The following is a 25,108-nucleotide window of genomic DNA, read 5'->3' as shown; positions in this document are numbered from 1 at the left end:
CCGATCTGCTAAAAATCAGAAAGCCCCGCGATGAAAGTCTCCGATACCCGTAAATTGCCGCGCCGAGCCGTCGAAGTCACCCTGATGGGCCTTGGTTGCGCCCAGATGGGCAATCTCTACCGCGTCACGCCCTACGAGGAATCCAAAGGCGCGTTCGACAAGGCATGGGAATGCGGCATTCGTTACTTCGATACCGCGCCTTTTTACGGGTACACACGTTCGGAGCGCCGTCTTGGAACCATGGTGACGGAGCATGACCGTGGTGAATACACGCTCAGCACCAAGGTCGGTCGCGTCATGGTTCCGGATGCAACCGTTGGCCCGGAAGAGGACGCCTATATTGCGCCCCTGCCCTTCCGTCCGGTCTATGACTATTCCTATGACGGTATCCTGCGGTCCTTCGAAGCCAGCCAGCAACGGCTCGGCGTTCTGAAGCCGGATATTCTTTATGTGCACGATATCGGTTCCTACACACATGGCGAGAAGCAGCAGCATTACTGGGAGCAGCTGACAAGCGGCGGCGGCTTCCGGGCGCTTGGCAAGCTGCGCGACGAAGGGTCGACGGGCGCCATCGGCCTTGGTGTCAACGAGTGGGAAATCGTCCGCGACGCCATGGATGTTTTCGATATCGATGTTGCGATGCTCGCCGGCCGCTATACGCTGCTCGAGCAGCAGAGCCTCGCCTTCATGAACCGCTGCGCGGAAACCGGCGTTGCGATCGTGGTCGCCGGTGCGTTCAATTCTGGCATTCTGGCCGGTAACCGCAAATTCAATTATGCCGACGCGCCTGCCGACATCATCACCCGTGTGGATGCCTTGCAGGGCGTTTGCGACGAAGTTGGCGTTTCCCTGCAGGCGGCCGCGCTGCAATTTCCGCTCGGTCATCCAGCCTCCGTCACGGTCGTCTCCGGCGCGCGCAATGCGCAGCAGCTTGCCTCCAACATCGAATGGTTCGAACAGGCGGTCCCGGATGAATTCTGGGCCGAGCTGCAAAAGCGCGGCCTGATCTCCGAAGGCGCGCCTGTGCCCGGCGGAAGGGCCTGAGGCCATGATCATCGACGCTCACCAGCATTTCTGGCTGATGAAGGACCGCGCCGGGCAATGGCCGCCGCCGTCTCTCTCCGCCATCTACCGGGATTTTTTGCCGGCCGATCTGTCGCCTCTGCTGGTTACGGCCGGGGTCTCCGGCACGGTGCTGGTGCAGACGATGGAAGATGCGGCCGATACGGATTTCATGCTGGAACTGGCGGAGCAAACGGATTTCATCAGGGGTGTGGTTGGCTGGGTGGACATGAAGTCCGCTGATGCGGCAGCAGAGATCGCGCGCCGGGCGAAACATCCGGCTTTCAAGGGCGTACGCCCGATGCTGCAAGGCCTGGAGGATGTCACCTGGATCGACGATCCGGCGCTCGACCCGGCCGTGGATGCGCTGGTGAAACACAGGCTCGTGTTCGATGCGCTGGTATTGCCGCCAAATCTGCCGCATCTCCTGTCTTTTGCCCGCCGGCATCCGCAATTGCCTGTTGTGATTGATCATGGCGCGAAGCCACTTATCGCCACCGGTCACTATAGGGAATGGCGCAGGGATATGGCGGCCCTGGCGGCCCTTCCCAACCTTCATTGCAAGCTTTCCGGCCTGTTGACCGAGCGCGGCGAACAGAAGCCCGAAGCGGTGCGGCCCTATGCAGAAACCATTCTGGAGCTGTTTGGCGGCAACCGCGTGATCTTCGGCAGCGACTGGCCGGTCGTGCGACTGGCCGGCGATTATCAGGAATGGCTGGATTTCTGCCGCGATATCGTCCCGGCGCAGGACCATGCGGCAGTCTTTGGCGACAATGCCATTCGTTTTTATTCCCTTTCCCACAGGTGATGCATGCTGGCAATTTTCTGCGAGACCCCCGGTCAACTCGTCCCAAAGGAACTGCCGAAACCCGTGCGTGGCGAAGGTGACGTGCTGGTACGCATTCGCCGCATCGGTGTCTGCGGTACGGATCTGCATATCTTTACCGGCAACCAGCCCTATCTTTCCTATCCGCGCATCATGGGCCACGAGCTTTCCGGCACGGTAGAGGAGGCGCCGGAAGGCAGCCATCTCTCGGTTGGCGATGTCGTCACCGTCATTCCGTATATTTCCTGCGGAAAATGCAGTGCCTGTCTGAAGGGCAAGAGCAATTGCTGCTGCAATATCGGCGTGCTCGGCGTTCACCGCGATGGCGGCATGGTCGAATATCTGAGTGTCCCGCAACAGTTCGTGCTCAAGGCGGACGGCCTCAGCCTCGATCAGGCGGCGATGACGGAATTTCTGGCGATCGGCGCGCATGCCGTGCGCCGTGGCGCGGTTGAAAAAGGGCAGAAGGTTCTGGTCGTCGGCGCCGGTCCTATCGGCATGGCGGTTGCGGTTTTCGCCGTTCTCGATGGCGGCGAAGTGACAATGATTGACGGGCGCACAGACCGGCTGGATTTCTGCAAGGAGCATCTCGGCGTGGCCCATACGGTGACGCTTGGCGAGGGTGACAAGGACCATCTGTTACATATTACCGATGGCGATTTCTTCGATGCGGTCTTTGATGCGACCGGTAATCCGAAAGCCATGGAGCGCGGTTTCTCCTTTGTCGGCCATGGCGGCTCCTATGTGCTGGTTTCCATCGTCGCCAGCGATATTACCTTCAACGATCCGGAGTTTCACAAGCGTGAGACGACGTTGCTCGGTAGCCGCAATGCGACGCCGGAGGATTTCGAGCGGGTGTTGCAGGCGCTGCGGGAAGGAAAGGTGCCGGAAGCCCTCATCACCCATCGCATGACGCTTGCCGATGTGCCTGCCAAATTTGCCTGGCTGACCGATCCGAAAGCCGGAGTCATCAAGGGCATGGTGGAGGTCGCATGACGCCTGACACACCCATCCTGCAATTCGGCACCAGCCGCTTTCTTCTCGCGCATGCGGATCTGTTCATTTCGCAAGCGTTGGACAAAGGCGAAGCTCTCGGGCGCATCGCAATTGTCCAGACGACGGGCAATGCGGAAAGCCTGAAGCGCGTTGCGGCGCTGAATAGCGGTGCCCCCTATCCCGTGCGTATCCGCGGCATTCGCGATGGGCAGGACGTTGATGAAGAAATTTCCGGCAAGGCTGTCGCATTGGCGCTGACGGCGGATACGGACTGGGCCGAGGTTCGACGCATTGCCTGCATGGCCGAAGTCATTCTGTCCAATACCGGCGATCGCGGTTATGAGCTGGATTCGTCTGATGGACCGGATCTCGCCGACGATTTCGAGCGCGTTCCGAAGAGCTTTCCGGCCAAGCTGTGCATGCTGTTGCTGGAGCGTTTTCAGACCAATCCGGAAGCGGCACTGTCGATCTTCCCCTGCGAGCTTGTTCCGCGCAATGGCGACCGCCTCAAAGCGGTTGTTCGCCAGCTTGCAGACGAGTGGCAATTGCCAGCGGGATTTGCCTTTTACCTGAATGAAAAATGCCGTTTCGCCAATAGCCTGGTGGATCGCATCGTCTCCGAGCCAATCGATCCGGTTGGTGCGGTTGCGGAACCCTATGCACTTTGGGCCATCGAAAAGCAGGAAGGTCTCGTCCTTCCCTGCGACCACCCGGCAATGGTGCTGACGGATGATCTGGACCACTACGAAAAGCTGAAGCTGTTCCTGCTTAATCTCGGCCATTCCTATCTTGCCGAGCGCTGGTTGCGGGATGGTCGCGTAAAAGACGAGACGGTTCGCCACGCAATGGCCGATGATGCATTGGTCGACGATCTTGAAACGCTCTGGCGTGACGAGGTGCTGCCGGTCTTTGCAGCGGAAGGCATGGGGGATGAGGCGCAGGCCTATATCGGTGTGCTGCGGGAGCGTTTGAGAAATCCCTTTCTCGCGCATCGGCTCGCCGACATCGCCGGCAATCATGATGAAAAGAAACGCCGTCGCTTCATCCCGATCATCGCTGCTGCGGAACGTCTGGGATTGAACCTGCCGCAACCGAAGCTGCGTGCGGCGCTCGCCACCATCAAGCAATAATGGAGTTTTTTCATGCAGCGTATGGGCATGGTCATCGGCGTCAAACCGGACATGATTGCTGAATATAAAAGACTGCACGCCGCCGTGTGGCCTGAGATTCTGGCGCTGATCAGCGACTGCAACATCCGCAACTACACGATCTTCCTGCGCGAGCCGGAAAATCTGCTGTTCGGCTATTGGGAGTACCACGGCAGTGATTTCAGCGCCGACATGGCGAAGATGGCCGCAAGCCCGAAGAACAAGGAATGGTGGTCTTTCACCATTCCCTGCCAGCAACCGCTCGAAAGCCGAAAGGAAGGCGAGTGGTGGGCAATGATGGAAGAAACCTTCCACCACGATTGAACGATTTCCTTTGACACTGACCGCGAGTGAACGGCCATGACCAAAATTACAGATCTGCGTGTTTTCGACCTGCGTTTCCCCACCTCCCAGAGTCTCGACGGTTCGGATGCGATGAATCCCGACCCGGACTATTCGGCGGCTTACGTCATCCTCGATACCGATGAGCCGGGACTGAAAGGCCACGGGCTGACATTTACCATCGGCCGTGGCAACGACATCTGCTGCATGGCGATCGAGGCGATGCGCCATCTGGTGGTTGGCACCGATCTTGCCACCGTGACCGAGAACCCCGGCAAATATTGGCGGCATCTGACGAGCGACAGCCAGCTGCGCTGGATCGGCCCGGACAAAGGTGCGATGCATCTCGCCACCGGCGCGGTCGTCAATGCTGTCTGGGATCTGCTGGCCAAGAAGGCGGGAAAGCCGGTCTGGCAGCTCGTTGCCGATATGAGCCCGGAAGAAATCGCCGATATCGTCGACTACCGTTATCTGACCGATGTGCTGACCCGCGATGATGCGCTTGCAATCCTTAAGAAAGCCGAAAGTGGCAAGAAGGAGCGGATCGAGACGCTGAAGAACGAAGGTTACGCCTGCTACACGACCTCGGCCGGCTGGCTCGGTTATGACGACGCCAAGCTGCGCCGTCTTTGCCAGGAAGCGATCGATGCCGGCTTCAACCACGTGAAGATGAAGGTTGGCCGCGATCTGGAAGACGATATTCGCCGTCTCACCATCGCCCGCGAGGTGATCGGTCCCGACCGTTATCTGATGATCGACGCCAATCAGGTGTGGGAAGTGGACCAGGCCATCGACTGGGTCAAGAAGCTTGCTTTTGCCAAGCCCTTCTTCATCGAAGAGCCGACCAGCCCGGACGACATTGCCGGCCATCGCAAGATTCGTTCGGCTATCGGTTCGGTGAAAGTGGCGACGGGCGAAATGTGCCAGAACCGCATCATGTTCAAGCAGTTCATCGCCGAAGGCGCAATCGATGTCGTGCAGATCGACAGCTGCCGCATGGGTGGTCTCAATGAGGTGCTGGCAGTTCTCCTGATTGCCGCCAAATACGGCCTGCCGGTCTGGCCGCATGCCGGCGGCGTCGGCCTTTGCGAATACGTCCAGCATCTGTCGATGATCGACTACCTCGTGGTTTCCGGCACCAAGGAAGGCCGCGTGATCGAATATGTCGACCATCTGCACGAGCACTTCATCGAACCCTGCGATATCAGAAATGCTGCTTACATGCCGCCGAAACTGCCTGGCTTCTCCATCGAAATGAAGCCGGAGTCTATCGAGACCTATACGTTCGAAGAATAATCAGAAGGATGACAGCGCTTCTTCGAGGCGCTGCCATTCCTCTTCAGCACCGGGAAGGCCGAAACGCATGTCGTTCGGCCTTTCATCAAAGATGCGTACCAGAATGCCGCGCCGGCCAAGATGATCGAACAACTCGGCAGCGCGATGGTCACGCACAAGAGTAAAAAGGGACGTACCGCCTGCAATCGTCAGTCCCGCTTTTTGCAGCAGGCCATTCATACGCTGCGCTTCTTCAGCGAGCCGTTGACGCATGGAGAATTGCCATTCCCTGTCCGCCAAGGCTTGCGTCGCAATATGCAGTGCCGGGCCGGAAACTGCCCACGGGCCAAGCCTTGCCTCCAGTTCTCCAGCGATCTCGGGACGTGCGAGCGCAAAACCGAGCCGGACACCCGCCATGCCGTAAAACTTGCCGAAGGAGCGCAGCACCACCAGTGCTTCATAATCGGCAGCATTTGCGAGGCTTTCGGCACCTCCAGTTTCGATGAAGGCCTCATCCACCACGAGCAGGCCGCTCTTCCGGTGCAGGGTCTTGGCCAAGGACAACAAGTCTTCGCGATCGATAACACGGCCATCGGGATTGTTGGGATTAACGACCACGGCATAATCAGATGCCGCCAGGCCGCTGAGGTCCTCCACTTCGGTCACAGTCAGTCCGGTCATTCGGGCGGTTCGGGCGTGTTCGGCATAGGCGGGGGAAAGCACGGCTCCGCTTTTCGCTCCGCGGTGGACCGCGATATGAGCCAGCAATGGCATCAGCATCTGGGTGCCGGGAGAAAGCGAAACATGGCGGGCCGAAGGTGCACCGAAAGAGGCTGCTGCGAGCCCTTTTAATTCTTCGGCTGCATCAGGCTCCGGCAGGCGGGCAAATGCGCTGGCGGGAATGGGCGAATGCGGGTAGGAGTGCGGATTGATCCCGGTCGACAGGTCGATCCACGGTTCCGGCGCTTCAGGAAACATCAGGCGCGCCCTGCCGAGATTGCCGCCGTGACGGATCGCAGTCTGCGCCTTTTCTGGTACTGTCTCGCCCATGTTCTTTGCTCTCGCTTTCCTGTCGCTCGTGATCGAACGCCTGACCGGTTATCCGGACTGGCTGTTCAAACGTATCGGCCATCCCGTCACCTGGATCGGTTCGCTTATCGCGCTGCTGGACAAAAAATGGAACCGGGAGAGCGCGTCATTTTCGCAGCGTAAGACGGCCGGCGTTGTGGCTCTGGTCGTTTTTGTAGGGCTGACTGTATTTCTCGCATGGTTTGCGCAGTCGCTTCTTATGTTCCTCCCCTTCGGTCTGTTGCTTGTTGCGGTGCTCGGGGCGTCGCTTCCGGCACAGAAAAGTCTGGAACAGCATGTGGAGGCCGTCGCCATCGCACTGGAGCGCGAGGGGGTGGAGGGGGGCCGCAAAGCCGTTTCGATGATTGTCGGCCGCGATCCGCAGGCGCTGGATGAGGCCGCGATATGCCGGGCGGCGATCGAAAGCCTGGCCGAGAATTTTTCCGACGGCATCGTTGCCCCTTCCCTCTGGCTAGGTCTTCTGGGGCTGCCGGGTGGTGCGGGTTACAAGGCGATCAATACGGCTGACAGCATGATCGGCCATCGCTCGCCACGCCATGAAGCCTTCGGCTGGGCGTCGGCGCGGCTGGACGATCTAGTCAATCTGCCGGCATCGAGGCTGAGCGGCGGTCTTTTCGTACTTGCGGCATTTTTTGTGAAAGGCGCATCGCCGGGCGGAGCCATCGCCGCGATACGCCGCGATGCGCGTCATCACCGCTCCCCAAATGCTGGTTGGCCGGAGTCGGCGCTTGCGGGTGCTCTCGGTTTCGCCCTTGCCGGTCCGCGTTCCTACGGTGGGCAGATGATCGAAGCCCGCTTCATGGGCGAAGGCGGAAGAGCGGCGTTGGTTGCCGGCGATATTCGCACGGCGCTTCGATTGGCGCGGATCGCAGACTTCTTGCTGATTGGGCTGTTCGGGTTACTGGCGATCCTTATCGCGCTATAGAAAGCAGTCTGTCGAGATCGAGGTGGTTTTCCATATGGGCCGCCAGGCGATCAAGAACGGCGTCCACCTGCGCTTCGTAGTTCAGTTCCGTGCTTTCTCCACCAAGCCGCTCAAGCCATGCACCACGCTGGCGATCATCCGCAAACAGACCATGTATATAGGTCCCGAAGATGCGGCCATCGGGCGATATCGTGCCGTCCGTATGTCCGTCGATGTTCGAAAACGGGAGATTGCCCGTTACGCTCGTCGTTTCGCCGACATGCATTTCATAGCCGGATAAATTAACTCCGTCGAAACTCCTGCCCTGCACGGAGACGAGCCTCTTGTCGCCGGTCAAAACCGTCGTCACATCCAGCAGGCCAAGCCCTTCCACCACGGCTGGTGGCCCTTCGATGCCGTCAGGATCGGCAACGGTTTTACCAAGCATCTGGTATCCGCCGCAGAGGCCGAGAACATAACCGCCGCGGCGCACATGCGCCTTGATGTCGATATCGAGCCCCGCATTTTTAAGCACGGCAAGATCGGCGATGGTGGATTTCGAACCGCAAAGCAGAACCAGCCCGCAATCGGCGGGTATGGTCTCGCCCGGCCGCACGCGTATCAACTCCACATCCGGCTCCATGTCGAGGGGATCGAGATCGTCGAAATTGGAAATATGCGGCAGGATCGGCACGGCAATGCGGATTTTTGCACCGGGCTTGTGTTGCGCCGGGCCGGAAAGCCCGAGAGCATCTTCGGCCGGCAATTTCGCAGCATCGGAAAAATGCGGCAGAAGCCCGATGGACGCCCAGCCGGTTTTTTCCGCAATCATTCGCATACCGTCCGAAAACAGTGACGGATCGCCGCGAAAGCGGTTGACGATGAAGCCCTTTATCATCGCGGCATCGTCGGGGTCGAGAACGGTTCTTGTACCCACGAGGCTGGCGATGACCCCGCCTCTGTCTATATCGCCGATCAGGATGACGGGAGCATCGGCCGCGCGGGCAAAGCCCATATTGGCGATGTCGTTGGCGCGCAGGTTGATTTCGGATGCGCTGCCCGCCCCTTCCACCAGCACCAGATCGGCCCGTTGTTTCAGGTGCTCGAAGCTTTCCAGCACGCGCGGCAGCAGCCCGGCCTTCATGTGCTGGTAATCGGCGGCTTTGGCATTGCCGACAATTTTACCCTGCACCACCACCTGCGCGCCGGTTTCGCTCTGCGGCTTCAAAAGCACCGGGTTCATGTGAACCGACAGCGGAACGCCCGCTGCACGCGCCTGCAGCGCCTGCGCGCGGCCTATCTCGCCGCCATCGGCGGTGACCGCGGCATTGTTCGACATGTTCTGCGGCTTGAACGGCATGACGGACAGGCCGCGTTTGACGAAGGCACGGGCAAGGCCGGCCACCATCAGCGATTTGCCGACATCCGAGCCGGTTCCCTGAAACATCAGCACGCGTGCAGTCATGTCAGAATTCTATCCCTGCCTGCGCCTTCACACCCGCCTTGAAGTGATGTTTGATAAGGGTCATTTCGGTCACCATGTCGGCGGCGTCGATCAACGGTTGCTTGGCGTTGCGGCCGGTGACGATGACGTGCAGATCGGGCCGGCGGTTGGAAAGGGTTTCGACGACTTCTTCCAGCGGCAGGTAATCGTAACGCAGCGCGATATTCAACTCGTCGAGGATCAGGAGGCCGATCGTTTCGTCAGCCATCAGGACCTTGGCTTCTTCCCAGGCCTTTGCGGCTGCCATGACATCGCGTTTCAGGTCCTGCGTGTCCCAGGTAAACCCCTCGCCCATGGTGCGCCAAGCCACTTTGTCACCGAAGAGCGTCAGTGCCTGCTGTTCACCCGTCGACCACGCTCCCTTGATGAATTGCACCACGCCCACCCTGCGTCCGGTGCCGAGCATGCGCAAAGCAAGGCCGAAAGCCGCCGTGGACTTGCCTTTTCCGGGGCCGGTATTGATCATCAGCAGACCTTTTTCGATGGTCTTTTCCGCGACTTCGGCATCCTGAACCGTCTTGCGGTTCACCATTTTCTGCCGGTGGCGTTCGGCTGCGCTGTCGCTGATGTCGCGTGTCATCGCGTTTTCCTTCTCGTCCAGCGGCGCGGGGCCGGATGCCCCTGCCTTTCGGAGCGGCGACTATACCCAATTTGCCGCACCCGGCAATGCGGCCAGCCAACGGGCCGCGGCATTGACCCCCACGCCCGTTCAGCCTAAGGGTAAGGGACTGACGGTCTTTTCCCGGCAACGGGAAAAGCTAAGAGGGAACACGGTTCCGCCCTGACAGGGGTCATTCCGTGGCTGCCCCCGCAACTGTAAGCGGCAAGCCCGCACCGTAAAGCCACTGAACCTCTAAAGATGGTTCGGGAAGGCGGTGCCCGGGTGTTTTAAAGCCGCAAGCCAGGAGACCTGCCGTTTCAGGAAAAACGTCTGCCGGGCGGGGTGCTCCGGTCAGTCGGTCAGATCGAACAGCCGGCTCTGCGCTTTTCCGCATGCCGTTTTCGACATCCGCACCCCGATGAGTTTTTAAAGGCGCGGAAAGCGAAACGGTTTGGATATTACAGCGGTCTCTTCATGTGCGAATTCGGAGGCGGAAGGCGAAAACGCCTCCGGCGTCGTCGTTTTTGTCTGCCGCAGCTGTCGCGATGAAACCGATCCCAATGCGGAGCCGCGACCCGGTGCACGTCTTGCGGATGCCGTCATGGCAACAGCGCAGGAATCCGGCATTGTCGTCCGTTCCGTCAATTGTCTTGCCAATTGCAAACGCGGCCTCAGCGCCGTGCTTCGCGGCGGCGGCGGCTGGTCCTATGTCTTTGGCGGGCTGACGCCCGACGACGCGGAAGACCTGCTGACCGGCGCGCGCATGCTGGCCGCCTCCGCCGATGGCCTGATGCCCTGGCGCGGCCGCCCCGATACGTTGAAGCGCGGCATGGTGGCGCGCATTCCCCCATTCGATTTTACCGAGGAGAGATCATGAGCACCCTTCTGGACCGCGTTCCCTGCACCATCGTCACCGGCTTTCTGGGGGCCGGAAAAACCACGCTGCTGCGCGGTCTTCTCGAAAAGCTTGATGGCAAGCGACTGGCCATCATCGTCAATGAATTCGGTGATATCGGCATCGATGGCGAAATCCTCAAAGGCTGCGGCATTGAGAGCTGCCCGGAGGAAAACATCGTCGAACTGGCCAATGGCTGCATCTGCTGCACGGTCGCGGATGATTTCCAGCCGGCCATTGAACAGATCCTCAGTCGCCAGCCGAAGGTGGAACATATCCTCATCGAGACCTCGGGCCTCGCCCTGCCGAAGCCCCTGGTGCAGGCGTTCCAGTGGCCGGCCATCAAGAGCCGCGTAACAGTGGATGCCGTGGTGGCTGTCGTGGATGGTGCCGCCCTTGCCGAGGGCCAGGTGGCACATGACATGGAAGCACTTGCCGCCCAGCGGGCGAATGACGAAGCGCTCGATCACGACGATCCGGTCGAAGAGGTTTTTGAGGATCAGGTCGCCTGCGCCGATCTCATCGTCCTCACCAAGGCCGATCTCCTTGGTCACGCCGGTCTGGAAAAGGCGAAGGCTCATATTCTCGAGCATCTGCCGCGGGCTGCGAAGATCGTCGTCGCCTCGAATGGTGCAATCGACCCCGCCGTTCTGATCGGCCTCGGCCTTGCGGTGGAGGAAGATATCGAAAACCGCCGCACCCATCATGATGGCGAGCTTGACCACGAACACGACGATTTCGACAGCTTCGTCATCGATCTGCCCGCCGTGACCGATCCGGAAGCACTGGCCACCCGTATCGCGGAAACTGCTGCTGCGGAAAACGTTCTTCGCATCAAGGGTTTCGTTGAAGTTTCCGCCAAGCCGATGCGCCTGCAGGTGCAGGCCGTCGGCAGCCGTGTCAACCATTATTACGATCGGCCATGGGCAGCCGGTGAGGAGCGCCGCAGCCGCCTCGTCGTCATCGGCCAGAAGGGCCTCAACCGCGAAAAGATCGAACAGATGCTGGCCGCCTGACATAAAGCACGTCCGGTTTAAACGGGACGTGCTCTCTAGTTTTTGCGCATCATCCGGACGCAAAACCGCACCGCACTTTTACTGGAAATGCCTTAGATGCATATTCTCGCCACCACATCCTCGTCTCTGGACGATCTGGTCGAGCCGGTTGATCTCAACCAGCCGCGATCGGATGTGGTGATGCTGTCTTTTTCGGCAAGCGATCTTGCCGGGCTGGAACAGGCATGGCGGCAGGTGGGGCCCAGACTTCCTTCCCTGTCCGCCGCCAACCTCTCCGAACTTCGGCATCCGATGTCGGTCGATCTGTGGATCGAAAAGACGGCGGAACACGCCCGTGTCATCCTTATCCGGATTCTGGGCGGTGCGGAGCGCTGGCGTTACGGCGTCGATCAACTCTCCATAATGGCGCGACGGCGCGGCATAAAGCTTCTGTTATTGCCTGGTGAGTGCAGCGAGAGGGACGAGAAGCTGGAGGCGGCCTCGACCGTCGATCGACAGACGCTTTCCTCAGTCCTCTCCTTCTTCCGTGAGGGTGGGAGGGAGAATATGGACCGGCTTGCCTCCGGGCTTTCGGTTCTTGCAAGCGGTGGCGCATGGCCGGATATCGAGGCTCAACCGCTGCCGAAAGCGGGCTTCTACCGGCCCGGTAAAGGCGTTGTGGATCAAGCGGAAGCCTGCGCGGGTTACCCCGCCGATGCACCTATTCTGCCCATTCTCTTTTACCGCTCCATGCTTCTGGCTTCGGATTCTGCGCCCATCGATGCGCTGTTTCATGGGCTCGCACAGCGCGGTTTTAGCCCTTTGCCGATTTTCGTCAGCGGCCTGAAGGATGGGGAGGCGATCCGCTTTCTCGAAACCGTGCTGCCGGATATCAAGCCCGCGGCCATTGTTGCCGCCACGGCTTTTGCCAGTCAGACGGACGACGGTGGCAAAACCCTGTTTGATCGCCTCGGCGTGCCGGTGTTTCAGGTGGTCATGGCGACGACGCGCCGCGACGGCTGGGCGGAAAATGCGCGCGGTCTCAACCCATCCGACCTTGCCATGCATGTGGTTTTGCCGGAACTCGATGGCCGGATTCTTGCCGGTGCTATCTCATTCAAACAGATGCGGACCGATGGCGGTGTCAGCCTCGTTAACACGCCGGAAGCGGATCGTGTCGAGCAGGTGGCAAACCGCATCGCTGCGTTTCTGCGGTTGAAACAGTCTGCGCCACGGGAACGGCGGATCGTTATTCTGATGCCGGATTATCCGGGTGCTGCGCCGGGGCGCACCGGTTATGCCGTTGGTCTCGATGTGCCGCAAAGCGTGCTTGAAATGCTGCGCGATCTGGCCGCGGCCGGATATGCCGTTTCGGATATTCCCGAAACGGCGCGGGCTTTGCTGGATTGTGTCGACCAACAGGAAGCGTCTGTCGAACTTTCAGCCTATCAGGATTTTCTCGCGGCTTTGTCTGAGGGGGCTTCTGCCTCCGTGGATGCCACGTGGGGTTCCGCCGAACGGGATGATGCGCTAGCCAACGGCGCATTCCGTTTTCGCGTTGCTCGTTTCGGCCAGGTGTTTGTAGCGCTGGCGCCGGACCGGGGGCGGAACGAGGACCGCCGGGTGGATTACCATGACCCTGCCCTGCCGCCACGTCACGCGCTCGTCGCTTTCGGCGTCTGGATGCAGCGGGTCGCGGATGCGCATGCCATCGTGCATGTGGGTGCGCATGGCACGCTGGAATGGTTGCCGGGCAAGACGGTGGCGCTTTCCCGCGATTGTTTTCCCGAGATCATCGCTGGTTCGTTGCCGGTGATCTATCCGTTCATCGTTTCCAATCCGGGCGAGGCGGCGGTTGCCAAACGGCGGATTGCTGCTGTTACCATCGGCCATGTTCCGCCGGTGCTGGTGCATGCCGGACTTTCGCCGGAACAATTGGCTTTGGAACAGCTTGTCGATGAATATGCACAGGCAGACGGGCTTGACCGCCGCCGCCGCGACCGGCTGGCGAAACTGATCGTAGAGAAGGCGCTGGAAACCGGGCTCGCGGCCGATGCGGGCGTGGGGGCTAAGGACGATGCCGATGCGGCGCTATCGCGCATTGATGCCTTTCTCTGCGACCTGAAGGATTTTGCCATCAAGGATGGCCAGCATGTTTTCGGTCGCTCCCCCGAAGGCGAGATCGATCTTCTGAGGCTTGAAAGCGCTGCGGCGGAAAAAGCAGCGCTGCTTGCCGCGCTCGATGGCCGCCATATTGTCCCCGGCCCGTCAGGCGCGCCCGCGCGCGGGCGTCTCGATGTCCTACCCACGGGCCGCAATCTTTATGCCGCCGATCCGCGCACCATGCCGACGCCGACGGCTTTCGAGCTGGGCCGCATGGCGGGTGAAGAAGTGCTTCGGCACCATCTGCAGTCCCATGGCGACTGGCCGAAACATCTGGTTTTTGATCTCTGGGGCAGCGCCAGCCTGCGCAATGGCGGCGAGGATGTGGCGCAGGCGCTGCATTTGATGGGGGCGCGACCGATCCATGACCCGGCCACGGGTCGCGTCACAGGCATCGAGGTTCTGCCGCCCGCCAGTATCGGGCGGCCGCGTGTCGACGTCACATTCAGGATTTCCGGCTTGTTCCGCGACATGTTTCCAGCGCTCATTGCTCTTCTCGACGCAGCGGCCAAGGCCGTCGCGCGGCGGGATGAAGCGCCGGGCGACAATCCTCTGGCGGAAGAGGCGGTGGCACTCGGGCACATACCGGCACGTATCTTCGGCTCCGCGCCCGGCACCTATGGCGCAGGTATTGAGGAAAAACTCGCCAGCGGGAAATGGGAAGAACGTGAGGAACTGGGCCAGGCCTATCTCGATTCGGCAAGTCACGCCTTCGGCGGTGCCGATGGGCTTGAGATTTTCGAGAATGCCGGTTTTGTTGAGCTGGTACGTCGGGCCGACCTTCTCGTTCACACCGGTGACGATCCGGGCCGGGATCTTCTCGACGGCTCTTCCGATGTCGCCTTCATTGGGGGGTTTTCCGCCGCAAAGGCAGTACTTGGCGGCGTTGCCGATATTGTGGCGCTGGATACGACCGATCCTGCACGTCCGCGCGCCCGGTCCATTTCTCAGGCGCTGACCCGCGTGGTGCGGGCCCGCGCCGTCAACCCACGCTTCATTGCCGGCCAGATGCGGCACGGCCCGCGCGGCGCGGCGGAATTTGCCGAGACGGTTGACCGGCTGATCGGCTTTGCCGAAACCACCCATGCGGTTTCTTCCTCGCTGATCGAGGCGCTTTATGACGCCTATTTCGGCAACGAGGACGTGCGCGATTTCATCCTGCGGGAAAATCCGAAGGCGGCGGAGGTGATGGCGACGCGCTTTTTATCCGCCCGTCGGCGCGGCCTGTGGCACAGCCGCCGCAATGCGGTTGATGTGGAACTTGAAATGCTGATCCTGCCCCGTTCTGAAAGGGTCGGCGCATGAGGACGGCCCCTTCCGATCCGGTCCAGCCATTTGGCCGCCGTGGGACGTGTCCGGCCTTGTCGACCCCGATGCTGACCGGTGACGGATACCTGTCACGCATCGCATTCGAGGCTGATATTGCGCCCCATGACATGATAGCGCTTTGCGAACTTGCCGAGCAGCACGGCAACGGGCTGATCGACATCACGGCACGCGGCAGCCTGCAATTTCGCGGTCTGACGCGGGAAAGCGCCTGCGACCTGGAGAATGATGTTCTGGCGCTCGGTTTGTCGCTTCGCGACGGACTGGCAGTCGAGACCTCACCCCTTGCCGGCCGAGACGATCAGGAAATCGCCGATGGCAGTTCTCTTGCGGGCGAGATTCGCAGAGAGGCTGCCGCGCTGGCGCTGCATGAAAAGCTCGCCGCCAAAATGTCCGTCGTCATCGATGGGGGCGGTCGTCTTTCCATGGGCGATTTGCTGGCCGATATCCGTCTGAAAGCGATGTGGTTTGAAGGCCGCGTTTTCTGGCAATTGTCTGTCGGGGGGCCGGAGAGCAAGGCGCTGCGCGCGGGATTTGTCGAGGCCGACAAGGCGGCGGATGTTGCCCTGTTGCTGCTCGTTCATCTGGCCGGCAAGGGACCGCTTGCCCGTGGCCGTGATCTGGATTTACGGACGATAAAGGCAATTTGCGGAGACCGGCTAGTGGATAGGGAGATTGAAGGCGAGACGCCCGCGCCTTCTTTGCCGCTGGGATTGATGGCGATCGGCACCGGCACTTTCGCTGCCGGTATCACCCCTGCTTTTGCGCAAGTCCGTGCCTCCGATCTGTCGCGGCTCTGTGATCTGGCGCGCGCAGTTGATATCGAAACATTGCGGCCCTCGCTCAATCATAGCCTGCTATTTTTCGGGTCACGGGATGCTTGTGTTGCGTTGATTCCGGCCGCAGGTACTTCCGGGTTCATCACAAGGGCAGGTGATGCGCGGTCTTCCATCGCCGTCTGTCCCGGCGTGCCGGGATGCGCTTCGGCGTTCTTTCCCACCCATGATCTGGCCACCTTTGCATCCGAGGAATGCGCCTCGTTGCTCGACGGCTCCTTCACGCTGCATATCTCCGGCTGCGGCAAGGGTTGCGCGCATCCCGCCGCGTCGCTCTTGACCTTTTCCGGCACCGTCGATGGCCTGGCCTTTTCGATTTCGGGCCGCGCCTGCGACCCGCAGGACGGTATTTTACCTTTAGAGCAACAGAGGACGGCGCTTTCGCGGCTTGCCCGTCTTTACGAAAAAGAACATAAGCCCGGGGAAAACGCTGCCAACCTCATCGCCCGCCTGGGCAAAGAGGCAATCGTTGCGGCGCTTCGACAGGATGACCGATGACCGACCATGATTATATTCGCGACGGCAATGCGATCTACGAGCGCTCCTTCGCCATTGTCCGCGAAGAAGCGGATTTATCTGCCTTTACCGAAGAACAGGCGGATATTGCCGTTCGCATGATCCACGCCTGCGGGCAGGTGGAGGCGGCCAGCCATTTCCGGTTCTCACCGGATTTCGTTGCCGCCGCACGCGGCGCTTTGCTGGCGGGCAAGCCCATACTTTGCGATGCGGAAATGGTTGCCCATGGCGTGACCCGCGCTCGCCTTCCGGCCAATAATGACGTGATTTGCACCCTTCGCGATCCGCGCACGCCGGAACTTGCAAAAAAGATCGGCAACACCCGCTCCGCCGCAGCGCTCGATCTCTGGGCGGACAAGCTGGACGGCGCTCTCGTTGCCATTGGCAACGCGCCAACAGCACTGTTCTATCTTCTGGAAATGCTGGAAAAAGGCGCTGCACGTCCCGCCGCCATCATCGGCATGCCGGTCGGTTTTGTCGGCGCGGCGGAATCGAAGGATGCGCTGGAGGCTAGTTCGCTCGGCATTCCTTATGCCATCGTCAAGGGACGCATGGGTGGCTCGGCCATGACGGCTGCTGCCGTCAACGCGGTCGCGAGGGCAGGTCTGTGAGCGCGGCTCTTTTTGAACACACCAAGGGTAAACTGGTCGGTGTCGGAACCGGCCCTGGCGATCCCGAGCTTCTGACGCTGAAAGCCGTCCGCGCCATCGAAAATGCCGATGTCCTTGCCTTCTTCTGCAAGAAGGGCAGCAGCGGCAATGGTCGCGGCATCGTTGAGGCCTTCATTCGTCCGGGCACGCTGGAAATGCCGCTGGTCTATCCGGTCACGGTCGAGAGCGACAAAAACGGCGATGAGTATCGCGGCGCAATCGCCGCCTTTTTCGATCAGTCGGCCATGGATATTGCTGCCCATCTCGATGCCGGGCGCAATGTCGCCGTGCTGTCGGAAGGCGATCCGCTGTTTTACGGCTCCTATATGCACCTTCATCTGCGGCTTGCGCCCTCCTATGAGGCGGAGGTCGTCGCCGGCATTACCGCCATGTCCGGCTGCTGGTCGATGGCCGGTCTACCGCTGGTGCAGGGTGACGATATCTTGAGCGTGCTTCCCGGCACGCTGGCGGAAGATGTGCTGACAGAGCGCCTGTCCGGCACGGATGGCGCCGTGATCATGAAGGTGGGGCGCAACCTGCCGAAGATCCGCCGGGCGCTGGAAAAGGCTGGCAAGCTTAACGAGGCGCTTTATGTCGAGCGCGGCACCATGGCGAACAGCCATGCCGTGCCGCTGATCGAGCGGGACGCATCGCCTGCCCCTTATTTTTCGCTGGTTCTGGTGCCGGGCTGGAAAACCAGACCCGCTGGCGGTGAAACGCCATGACCGGCAGGCTCGTCGTTGTCGGCCTCGGCCCCGGAAGTGCAGCGCAGGTGACGCCGGAGGCGCTCGCCGCCGTTGAGGCATCAGAGGATTTCTTCGGTTATATTCCCTATCTCGACCGTCTGGCGCTCAGACCCGACCAGCGCCGCCATGCCTCTGATAATCGCGAGGAAATTTCCCGCGCCGAACAGGCGCTGCGGCTCGCCGCCGCTGGCGGCAAGGTCTGTGTGGTTTCGGGCGGTGATCCCGGCGTTTTCGCCATGGCCGCGGCGGTTTGCGAGGCAATTGAAAACGGCCCGTCCGAATGGCGCGAGATAGACTTTTCGGTCGTGCCTGGTGTGACGGCGATGCTCGCTGTTGCCGCAAGAGCCGGCGCTCCGCTCGGGCATGATTTCTGCGCCATTTCGCTGTCGGACAATCTCAAGCCCTGGGGCATCATCGAAAAGCGGCTTATCGCGGCGGCGGAAGCCGGATTCGTGATGGCCTTCTACAATCCCGTCAGCAAGGCGCGCCCGCACCAGCTTGGCACCGCCTTCGATCTTTTAAGGGCGCATTTGCCTGGTTCGGTGCCGGTGATCTTCGGTCGGGCCGCAGGCCGGGCGGATGAACGCATCCGGGTCGTGCCTTTGTCGGAAGCATCGAGCGACATGGCGGATATGGCCACCTGCATCATCGTTGGTTCGGTGGAAACGCGTCTGATCGAACGCTCCGAGAAAGACCCGCTGGTCTATTCGCCACGTTTTTCGAAAAGAGAAAGCTGATGGCGGATGGCGGTGAGCGCAGTCGCTATATCAGGCACGTTCGCGCCATTGGCGTCGTTCCGCTGGGGCGGCCGCTCGATCATGATGACCGGCAGGCCGAGCCGCCTCGCCGCCTCGATCTTGCCATAACTGGCACTGCCGCCGGAATTCTTGGAAACAACAGTCTCGATACGGTTTTTTTCCAGCATGCGGATTTCATCATTGAGCGCAAAGGGACCGCGCGCGGTCATATAGCGCGCATCCGGCACCTTGAGCGGCGGCTCCACCGGATCGACGCTGCGGATGAGATAGCTGTGCTGAGGGGCGGCTTCGAAGGGAAGAAGCTCCTGCCGTCCGAGCGCCAGAAACACGTGCTTGCCTTCGCTGCCGAGCGCCGTGACGGCCTGTTCGACGGTGTCGACGCTCTGCCACCTGTCACCCGGCTGGCGCTGCCAGGCGGGGCGCGAAAGCGCTACGAGCGGAACTTTGGCAAGTCGGGCTGCCTCGATGGCATTGGCGGAAATCCTCGCCGCATAGGGATGGGTGGCGTCCACGAGAATATCGAAGCCCTCGGCGCGAATGAAATCCGCAAGACCCGTCGCACCGCCAAATCCGCCGCTGCGCATCGGCACGGGCTGTTCCACTGGCGAAAGCGTGCGTCCGGCCATGGAGAGCAGGATTCGGTAGCCGGAGTCCTCTGCCAGCCTGCCGGCCAGAATGCGGGCATCCGCCGTGCCGCCAAGGATGAGTATGGAGCGTGTCATGACGTCTGAATATTCCGGAACGGGCGGTGCTTCTACTGAAAAGAAGGCTTCCGCTGAAAAGAAAGAGAAGCCGTGGCTTTCCATCGTTGGCATTGGCGAGGATGGGCTTGAGGGACTCGGCCGGAATGCCCTTGCGGCGATAGAAGCGGCCGAGATCGTTTTCGGCGGCAAACGCCATCTGGAACTGGCAGCTTCAGCCATTCGTGGCGAAGCGCGTTCGTGGCCGGTGCCGTTCGATGCCGAGATGAGCGATGTCGTGGCGTTGCGCGGCGGCAAAGTCTGCGTGCTCGCCTCCGGCGATCCGTTCTTTTATGGTGTCGGCGTTACACTTCTGCGGCGAATCAATGCGGATGAGACAGTCTGCTATCCATCACCTTCCGCTTTTTCGCTTGCCGCGGCGCGGCTTGGCTGGGCCTTGCAGTCTGTCGACTGCGTGTCGTTGCATGGGCGCTCCATCGATCTTTTGCGACCGCACCTGCATCCGGGTGCAAGGATCATCGCGCTGACTTCGGATGAACGTGCGCCGGCTCTGATCGCGGAACTGCTGACCAGTTCGGGTTTCGGCCAGTCGGAATTTGTCCTGCTTGAAGCTTTGGGCGGACAGCGGGAAAAGCGGCGGCAGGTCAGGGCGGCTGATTTTGCCTTTGACGACATAGATCCGTTGAACGTCGTGGCCATCGATGTCGTCGCGGCTGAGGGCGCACGTGTTCTGCCTTTTGCACAGGGGCTTGATGACAGCCTGTTCGAGCATGACGGGCAGATCACCAAGCGTGAAATCCGTGCCGTGACGCTTTCATCGCTGGCCCCGCGCCGGGGCGAGTTGCTGTGGGATATCGGTGCCGGTTCGGGTTCGATCGGTATCGAATGGATGCTGTCGCACCCCTCGCTTCGTGCCATCGCCATAGAGCAGCACCCGGAAAGGGCGGAACGTATCGCCCGTAATGCCGAGGCATTTGGCGTTCCGGGGCTTGAGATCCTGATCGGTGCAGCACCTGCGGCTTTTGAAGGCCTGCCTCAACCGGATGCGATCTTCATTGGTGGCGGCGGCAGCGAAGCGGGTGTGCTGGAAGGCGCCATGCAGGCCCTGAAACCGGGCGGACGGCTGGTCGCCAATGCGGTGACGCTGGAAATGGAGGCGGTGTTGCTCGATGCCCATGCGCGACTTGGCGGTTCTATGATCCGTCTGGACGTGTCGCGCGTTGTTGCTGTCGGCTCCATGTCTGGCTGGCGTCCGGCGATGCCGGTGACGCAGTGGAGCTGGGTCAAGCCATGGTGACCGTCGCTGGCATAGGCTGCCGTAAAGGTACGGGTTCGGATGCAATTATAGCAGCCGTGCGCGCCGCCGAGCTTGCTTTCGGCGTGACCGTCGAATGCCTGGCGACTGCGCCGCTCAAGGCAGAAGAAGCTGGTCTTGTGGAAGCGGCGAAACGCCTGTCGTTGCCGCTTGAAATCGCATCGCAGGAACGGCTCGAGGCGGTTGCTTCGAAAACAATGACATTTTCACAGGCAAGCCTCGATCATGCCGGGACGCCCAGCGTCAGTGAAGCGGCGGCACTTGCCGCAGCCGGAGAAAATGCGCGGCTGGTTGCGGCGCGTCTTGTGGTTGGCGATGTGACGGTGGCAATCGCCACGACAAGCGACGCGTCACGGGACCGCGAGCGTGCCATCGAACATGGAGAACAACAATGACAGTTCATTTTATCGGCGCTGGTCCGGGTGCTGCCGACCTCATCACGGTGCGCGGGCGTGATCTTATCGCTGCCTGCCCAGTCTGCCTTTATGCCGGTTCGCTGGTTCCTAAGGCGCTGATCGATTATTGCCCGCCGGGTGCACGCATTGTCGATACGGCCGCACTGTCGCTGGATGAGATCGAGGCAGAATTCGTTGCGGCGGCAAAGGCGGGCAAAGATGTGGCGCGGCTGCATTCCGGCGATCTCTCCGTCTGGAGCGCTATGGGCGAACAGATTCGCCGGCTCGAACGGCTGGGTCTCGACTACACCGTGACTCCTGGCGTGCCCTCGTTTGCCGCTGCCGCTGCCACCCTGCAGCGGGAACTGACGGTGCCGGAGGTGGCGCAAAGCCTTGTACTGACCCGTATTTCAGGCCGCGCTTCGAAAATGCCCGAGGGCGAGACGCTGAAAGCCTTCGGTGCGACAGGTACTACGCTTGCCATCCACCTCGCCATCCATGCCATCGGCAAGGTGGTGGAAGAACTGACGCCGCTTTACGGTTCCGATTGCCCTGTTGCCATCGTCGTTCGCGCCTCCTGGCCGGACGAGCGGGTCATTCGCGGCACCTTGTTCGACATTGAAGGGAAACTGGCCGCCGAGCCGGTGGAGCGGACGGCGCTGATCTTCGTCGGGCGCGGGCTTGCCTCGACGGATTTTCGTGAGAGCGCACTTTATAGCACCGATTATGTACGCCGGTTCCGGTCCCCGAAGGAAGATGCGAAGGGTTGATGCGACGGCGTGGAGGCGGTGCGCCCCTTGAGCGTACCCTGACGATCGAAAACCAGAATATCGAGCGCGATGGTGGGCGTCTTCAGCGCGGCGGCCGCGGTTACCCAGGCTTTTTCCGCAACGATCGCACCGAGTTCAATCCCGGCGCCTTCGGCCAGCTCAAAAGCGTGCGCGACCATGTTGGCCTGACGGATGGCGACTGCGAGATTCTCATCTCCGCCGGCTTCGGTTGCCAGCTTCGCCAGCGCGTCGAGATCGGCGAGGCCTTTCTTGGAGTGGACATCGAGCATGCCCTGGGCGAGCTTCGTCATCTTGGCGACGCCACCGGCAATCGTGACCCGCTCGACAGGGTGGCTGCGCAGATATTTCAGCATGCCGCCGATGAAATCACCCATGTCGATCAGTGCGGTCTCCGGCAGGTCGTACAGTGCCTGTCCGGCTTTTTCGGAGGTATTGCCGGTTGCGCCGAGCAGATGGGTGCAGCCGGTCGCGCGCGCCACATCGATGCCGCGCCAGATGGAATGTATCCATGCCGAGCAGGAAAACGGGATGACGATGCCGGTGGTGCCGAGAATGGAAATGCCGCCAATGATGCCGAGCCTGCCATTCAGGGTCTTTTCCGCCAGTTTCTCACCGTCACGGACGGAAATCTCGACTTCGAAATCGGCATTCTCTCCGGCGACCTCGTGAATGGCGGTTTCGATCATCTTGCGTGGCACGGGGTTTATCGCGGGTTCGCCCGGAGGCAGGGGCAATCCCGGCCGGGTGATGGTGCCAACGCCCTTTCCGGCCCTGAAGGTGATGCCGCTTCCCGGTTTACCTCGTCTGACCGTGCTTTCGATCAGCGCGCCGTGGGTGACGTCGGGATCGTCGCCCGCATCCTTGACGACGCCAGCACGGGCGAAGTTTTCGCCTTTTTCCTCGGTGGCGAGGGAAAATGCCGGCCTTGCGCCGCTTGGAAGTTGGACTTCGACAGGGTAAGGAAACTCCCCGGTCAGAAGGGCGGCGCACGCCGCCTTCGAGGCCGCCGCCGCGCAGGTGCCCGTGGTCCAGCCGCGGCGAAGGGTCTTTCCATCTGTTTCCATATGAATTCCTATAGCCGGGACGGCTTTTTCCGTCATCGTTAAAAAAGCAGCCGAGAAGAATGTCGATACGCCAAGTTTTAAACAGCATCGCCGCAAAAGGTCCGGTCTTTGAGCCCGGTCACGTCTGGCTCGCAGGGGCGGGACCGGGGGATGTGCGTTATCTGACACTCGAAGTGGCGCTTGCGCTTTCGCAGGCCGATGTGATCGTTCGCGATGCGCTGGTCAGCGACGATGTCGTTGCCCTTGGTCCCCAGGCTGAAATCGTCTTTGCCGGCAAGCGTGGCGGCAAGCCTTCGGCAACGCAGGACGACATCACCGCCTCGCTGATCGATCTCGCCCGGCAGGGTAAGAAGGTGTTGCGGCTTAAGGGTGGCGATCCCTTTATTTTCGGGCGTGGTGGTGAAGAGGCGGAGGCGCTGATCCTAGCCGGTATCCCGTTCCGTATCCTGCCGGGCATGACCTCGTCGCTCGCAGCCCTTGCTTCCGCGCATATTCCCGCCACCATGCGCGGCATCAGCCGCGCCGTCACGCTCGCCACGGGCCATGCCGCTGGTACTGAAGAGGATCTGGATTGGCTGGCGTTGGCGAAAACACGGGAACCCATAGTCGTTTATATGGGGCTCAAGAACATAGGTTCTATCGCCGATCTTCTGATGCAGGGCGGCCGTTCAGGAATAACGCCGGTCGCCGTCATCATGTCGGCAACGACGGCGCAGGAGCGCATTTTCATCGGAACGCTGGAAAGCATAGCTGACGATGCAAAGCGGGAAGAATTTGAGGCACCGGCCCTGATCGTCATTGGCGAGATTGTTTCGATGAGAAACCGCCTTGGTGGAGCCGGACCATGACGGCCCGGGCGATCATCATCGGTGCACCGCGCTCCGGTTCCGGCAAGACCAGCGTGACCATTGGCCTGCTCAGGGCTTTTGCAAGACGCGGCGTCAAGGTGCGCGGCATCAAGACCGGGCCTGACTATATCGACCCCGGCTTCCATGCCTTCGCCACCGGCACGCCTGGGCTCAATCTGGACAGCTGGGCCATGCGGCCGGAACTGCTGCGGCACCTGTTCTTGCAGCAGACTGACGGCGCGGACCTCGTTCTGATCGAAAGCGCCATGGGCCTGTTCGACGGCATTCCCGTGGCGGAAAACCGTACCGGGTCGGCGGCGGATCTAGCCCGGCTGTTCGGCATTCCCGTGCTGCTGGTGCTGGATGTGTCCGGCCAGTCGCAGACGGCGGCGGCTGTCGCCCATGGTTTTGCCCATTACGATCCGGACGTCACAATGGCGGCGGTGGTGCTGAACCGGGCCGGCAGCGAAAGACACCGGACGCTGTGTACGGAGGCTATCGAAAAAATCGGACTGCCTGTCGCAGGCTGTGTATTGCGCGATCCGTCGCTCATCATGCCGGAGCGGCATCTGGGGCTGGTGCAGGCCAGCGAACATCCGGAAATTGACGCGCATATAGAACGGCTGGCGGATGCGATGGAAAGGTCCATCGATCTCGATGCCCTGCTTTCGCTCGCCGCGCCGGTGGATGTGCCCCTAGGCTTGGCGGAGGCGGCGATTGCGCCGCCCGGCCAGCGTATCGCGCTTGCGGACGATGCGGCTTTCACCTTCCTTTATCCGCATCTGAAGAGCCATTGGCATACGGCCGGAGCCGAGATCGTGCCCTTCTCACCGCTCGTAGACGAGGCGCCTGATGAGACCTGCGACATTTGCTGGCTGCCCGGTGGCTATCCAGAGCTTTACGCTGGAAAACTTGCCGATGCGGCCGGGTTCAAAGCGGGCATTACCCGTTTCGCCGCGACAAAACCAGTCCACGGTGAGTGCGGCGGCTATATGGTGCTTGGTGTAGCGCTGGAAGATGCCGATGGTGTGACCCATGCCATGACCGGACTCTTATCGCATGCCACCAGTTTCGCGACGCGCAAGATGAATCTCGGTTATCGGCAGGCGACGATCGTGGCAGATGGAGCGCTCGGCGGAGCGGGCGAGATCCTGCGCGGCCATGAGTTTCATTATGCGCGTGTTATCGATCCGGGCCACGATGAGCCTTTCGCCCAGATTGCTGACGGGCAGGGTCGTCCGCTCGGCCCCTCTGGCGGCAGGCGGGGTCTCGTTTCAGGCACTTTCTTCCATGCCATCGCCAGAGGCGGTTGATCGTCTCGGACATTTGCCTTCCCCCCCTGACAGTGCGGCAAAGTGGACC

At 61.0% G+C, this 25,108-nt stretch carries 24 protein-coding genes and 1 riboswitch; of the genes, 19 read left to right on the top strand and 5 right to left on the bottom strand.

Features of this window, described 5'->3' with window-relative positions; translation table 11 throughout:
- Positions 1 to 30 precede the first annotated feature (30 nt).
- The 6 genes from JZY08_RS13475 to JZY08_RS13450 are packed head-to-tail and all read left to right on the top strand — an operon-like array spanning position 31 to position 5,670.
- Positions 31 to 1,044 (top strand): aldo/keto reductase, encoded by a 1,014-nt coding sequence (locus JZY08_RS13475; RefSeq protein ID WP_216330423.1) that lies wholly within the window; start codon positions 31 to 33, stop codon positions 1,042 to 1,044.
- 4 nt (positions 1,045 to 1,048) lie between these two features.
- Positions 1,049 to 1,870, top strand: a complete 822-nt coding sequence (locus JZY08_RS13470) for an amidohydrolase (RefSeq protein WP_216330422.1) — start codon at positions 1,049 to 1,051, stop codon at positions 1,868 to 1,870.
- A 3-nt stretch (positions 1,871 to 1,873) separates the two neighbouring features.
- Entirely contained in the window at positions 1,874 to 2,884 is a 1,011-nt protein-coding gene (locus tag JZY08_RS13465) for a zinc-binding alcohol dehydrogenase family protein (RefSeq protein ID WP_216330421.1), read from the top strand.
- On the top strand, positions 2,881 to 4,014 hold the full coding sequence (locus JZY08_RS13460; RefSeq protein ID WP_216330420.1) for a mannitol dehydrogenase family protein: 1,134 nt from the start codon (positions 2,881 to 2,883) through the stop codon (positions 4,012 to 4,014). The genes JZY08_RS13465 and JZY08_RS13460 overlap by 4 nt, the downstream gene beginning before the upstream one ends.
- A gap of 12 nt (positions 4,015 to 4,026) precedes the next feature.
- Positions 4,027 to 4,356, top strand: a complete 330-nt coding sequence (locus JZY08_RS13455; protein ID WP_216330419.1) for an L-rhamnose mutarotase — start codon at positions 4,027 to 4,029, stop codon at positions 4,354 to 4,356.
- A gap of 36 nt (positions 4,357 to 4,392) precedes the next feature.
- A complete protein-coding gene (locus tag JZY08_RS13450; RefSeq protein ID WP_216330418.1) occupies positions 4,393 to 5,670 on the top strand; it encodes an L-fuconate dehydratase in 1,278 nt (425 codons plus the stop codon).
- Here JZY08_RS13450 and cobD read toward each other — a convergent pair whose 3' ends face one another.
- Positions 5,671 to 6,699: a threonine-phosphate decarboxylase CobD gene (gene cobD / locus JZY08_RS13445; RefSeq protein WP_216330417.1), complete on the bottom strand. Its 1,029-nt coding sequence runs from the start codon at positions 6,697 to 6,699 to the stop codon at positions 5,671 to 5,673.
- Between cobD and cbiB the strand changes: the two genes are divergently transcribed.
- Positions 6,698 to 7,663 (top strand): adenosylcobinamide-phosphate synthase CbiB, encoded by a 966-nt coding sequence (gene cbiB, locus JZY08_RS13440; RefSeq protein WP_216330416.1) that lies wholly within the window; start codon positions 6,698 to 6,700, stop codon positions 7,661 to 7,663. The genes cobD and cbiB overlap by 2 nt on opposite strands.
- On the opposite strand, the gene JZY08_RS13435 is transcribed toward cbiB, so the two are convergent.
- On the bottom strand, positions 7,650 to 9,107 hold the full coding sequence (locus JZY08_RS13435; RefSeq protein ID WP_216330415.1) for a cobyric acid synthase: 1,458 nt from the start codon (positions 9,105 to 9,107) through the stop codon (positions 7,650 to 7,652). The genes cbiB and JZY08_RS13435 overlap by 14 nt on opposite strands.
- A gap of 1 nt (position 9,108) precedes the next feature.
- Positions 9,109 to 9,726 (bottom strand): cob(I)yrinic acid a,c-diamide adenosyltransferase, encoded by a 618-nt coding sequence (cobO, locus tag JZY08_RS13430; RefSeq protein WP_216330414.1) that lies wholly within the window; start codon positions 9,724 to 9,726, stop codon positions 9,109 to 9,111.
- A 135-nt stretch (positions 9,727 to 9,861) separates the two neighbouring features.
- A riboswitch (cobalamin riboswitch) is annotated at positions 9,862 to 10,079 on the top strand.
- A 119-nt stretch (positions 10,080 to 10,198) separates the two neighbouring features.
- Between cobO and JZY08_RS13425 the strand changes: the two genes are divergently transcribed.
- From JZY08_RS13425 to JZY08_RS13395, 7 genes are all read left to right on the top strand, one after another.
- Complete coding sequence (locus tag JZY08_RS13425) at positions 10,199 to 10,624, top strand: DUF1636 family protein (RefSeq protein WP_216330413.1); 426 nt, start codon at positions 10,199 to 10,201, stop codon at positions 10,622 to 10,624.
- The gene (gene cobW, locus JZY08_RS13420; RefSeq protein WP_216330412.1) at positions 10,621 to 11,658 is read left to right on the top strand and encodes a cobalamin biosynthesis protein CobW; all 1,038 of its coding nucleotides are present in this window, start codon (positions 10,621 to 10,623) and stop codon (positions 11,656 to 11,658) included. The genes JZY08_RS13425 and cobW overlap by 4 nt, the downstream gene beginning before the upstream one ends.
- 96 nt (positions 11,659 to 11,754) lie before the next feature.
- Positions 11,755 to 15,105, top strand: a complete 3,351-nt coding sequence (gene cobN, locus JZY08_RS13415; protein WP_216330411.1) for a cobaltochelatase subunit CobN — start codon at positions 11,755 to 11,757, stop codon at positions 15,103 to 15,105.
- Positions 15,102 to 16,460, top strand: coding sequence for a precorrin-3B synthase (gene cobG / locus JZY08_RS13410; RefSeq protein ID WP_216330410.1), 1,359 nt, complete (start codon positions 15,102 to 15,104; stop codon positions 16,458 to 16,460). The genes cobN and cobG overlap by 4 nt, the downstream gene beginning before the upstream one ends.
- Entirely contained in the window at positions 16,457 to 17,089 is a 633-nt protein-coding gene (locus JZY08_RS13405; protein ID WP_082183241.1) for a precorrin-8X methylmutase, read from the top strand. The genes cobG and JZY08_RS13405 overlap by 4 nt, the downstream gene beginning before the upstream one ends.
- Positions 17,086 to 17,853, top strand: coding sequence for a precorrin-2 C(20)-methyltransferase (locus JZY08_RS13400; protein ID WP_003492723.1), 768 nt, complete (start codon positions 17,086 to 17,088; stop codon positions 17,851 to 17,853). Before JZY08_RS13405 ends, JZY08_RS13400 begins: the two co-directional genes overlap by 4 nt.
- On the top strand, positions 17,850 to 18,611 hold the full coding sequence (locus JZY08_RS13395) for a precorrin-3B C(17)-methyltransferase (RefSeq protein ID WP_216330409.1): 762 nt from the start codon (positions 17,850 to 17,852) through the stop codon (positions 18,609 to 18,611). The genes JZY08_RS13400 and JZY08_RS13395 overlap by 4 nt, the downstream gene beginning before the upstream one ends.
- On the opposite strand, the gene JZY08_RS13390 is transcribed toward JZY08_RS13395, so the two are convergent.
- Positions 18,578 to 19,354, bottom strand: coding sequence for a cobalt-precorrin-6A reductase (locus tag JZY08_RS13390; RefSeq protein WP_216330408.1), 777 nt, complete (start codon positions 19,352 to 19,354; stop codon positions 18,578 to 18,580). The genes JZY08_RS13395 and JZY08_RS13390 overlap by 34 nt on opposite strands.
- Between JZY08_RS13390 and cbiE the strand changes: the two genes are divergently transcribed.
- Genes cbiE through cobM form a run of 3 tightly spaced genes read left to right on the top strand, consistent with a single transcriptional unit; the run spans position 19,353 to position 21,813 of the window.
- Entirely contained in the window at positions 19,353 to 20,630 is a 1,278-nt protein-coding gene (gene cbiE, locus JZY08_RS13385; protein WP_216330407.1) for a precorrin-6y C5,15-methyltransferase (decarboxylating) subunit CbiE, read from the top strand. The genes JZY08_RS13390 and cbiE overlap by 2 nt on opposite strands.
- A complete protein-coding gene (locus JZY08_RS13380; protein ID WP_216330406.1) occupies positions 20,624 to 21,043 on the top strand; it encodes a cobalamin biosynthesis protein in 420 nt (139 codons plus the stop codon). Before cbiE ends, JZY08_RS13380 begins: the two co-directional genes overlap by 7 nt.
- Positions 21,040 to 21,813 carry a precorrin-4 C(11)-methyltransferase gene (cobM, locus tag JZY08_RS13375; protein ID WP_216330405.1) on the top strand — a complete coding sequence of 258 codons (774 nt, stop codon included), beginning with the start codon at positions 21,040 to 21,042 and terminating at the stop codon, positions 21,811 to 21,813. Before JZY08_RS13380 ends, cobM begins: the two co-directional genes overlap by 4 nt.
- Here cobM and JZY08_RS13370 read toward each other — a convergent pair.
- Entirely contained in the window at positions 21,768 to 22,898 is a 1,131-nt protein-coding gene (locus JZY08_RS13370; RefSeq protein ID WP_216330404.1) for a cobalt-precorrin-5B (C(1))-methyltransferase, read from the bottom strand. The genes cobM and JZY08_RS13370 overlap by 46 nt on opposite strands.
- A 59-nt stretch (positions 22,899 to 22,957) precedes the next feature.
- Here JZY08_RS13370 and cobA point away from each other — a divergent pair, with 59 nt between their 5' ends.
- The gene (gene cobA / locus JZY08_RS13365; RefSeq protein WP_216330403.1) at positions 22,958 to 23,746 is read left to right on the top strand and encodes a uroporphyrinogen-III C-methyltransferase; all 789 of its coding nucleotides are present in this window, start codon (positions 22,958 to 22,960) and stop codon (positions 23,744 to 23,746) included.
- Positions 23,743 to 25,059 (top strand): cobyrinate a,c-diamide synthase, encoded by a 1,317-nt coding sequence (locus JZY08_RS13360; protein ID WP_216330402.1) that lies wholly within the window; start codon positions 23,743 to 23,745, stop codon positions 25,057 to 25,059. Before cobA ends, JZY08_RS13360 begins: the two co-directional genes overlap by 4 nt.
- The last annotated feature ends 49 nt before the right edge of the window (positions 25,060 to 25,108 follow it).

Source organism: Rhizobium sp. X9 (assembly GCF_018873185.1).
Lineage (GTDB): Bacteria > Pseudomonadota > Alphaproteobacteria > Rhizobiales > Rhizobiaceae > Agrobacterium > Agrobacterium oryzihabitans.
The sequence above is the reverse complement of the archived record's forward strand: the minus strand, read 5'-3'. Positions and strand labels throughout refer to the sequence as shown.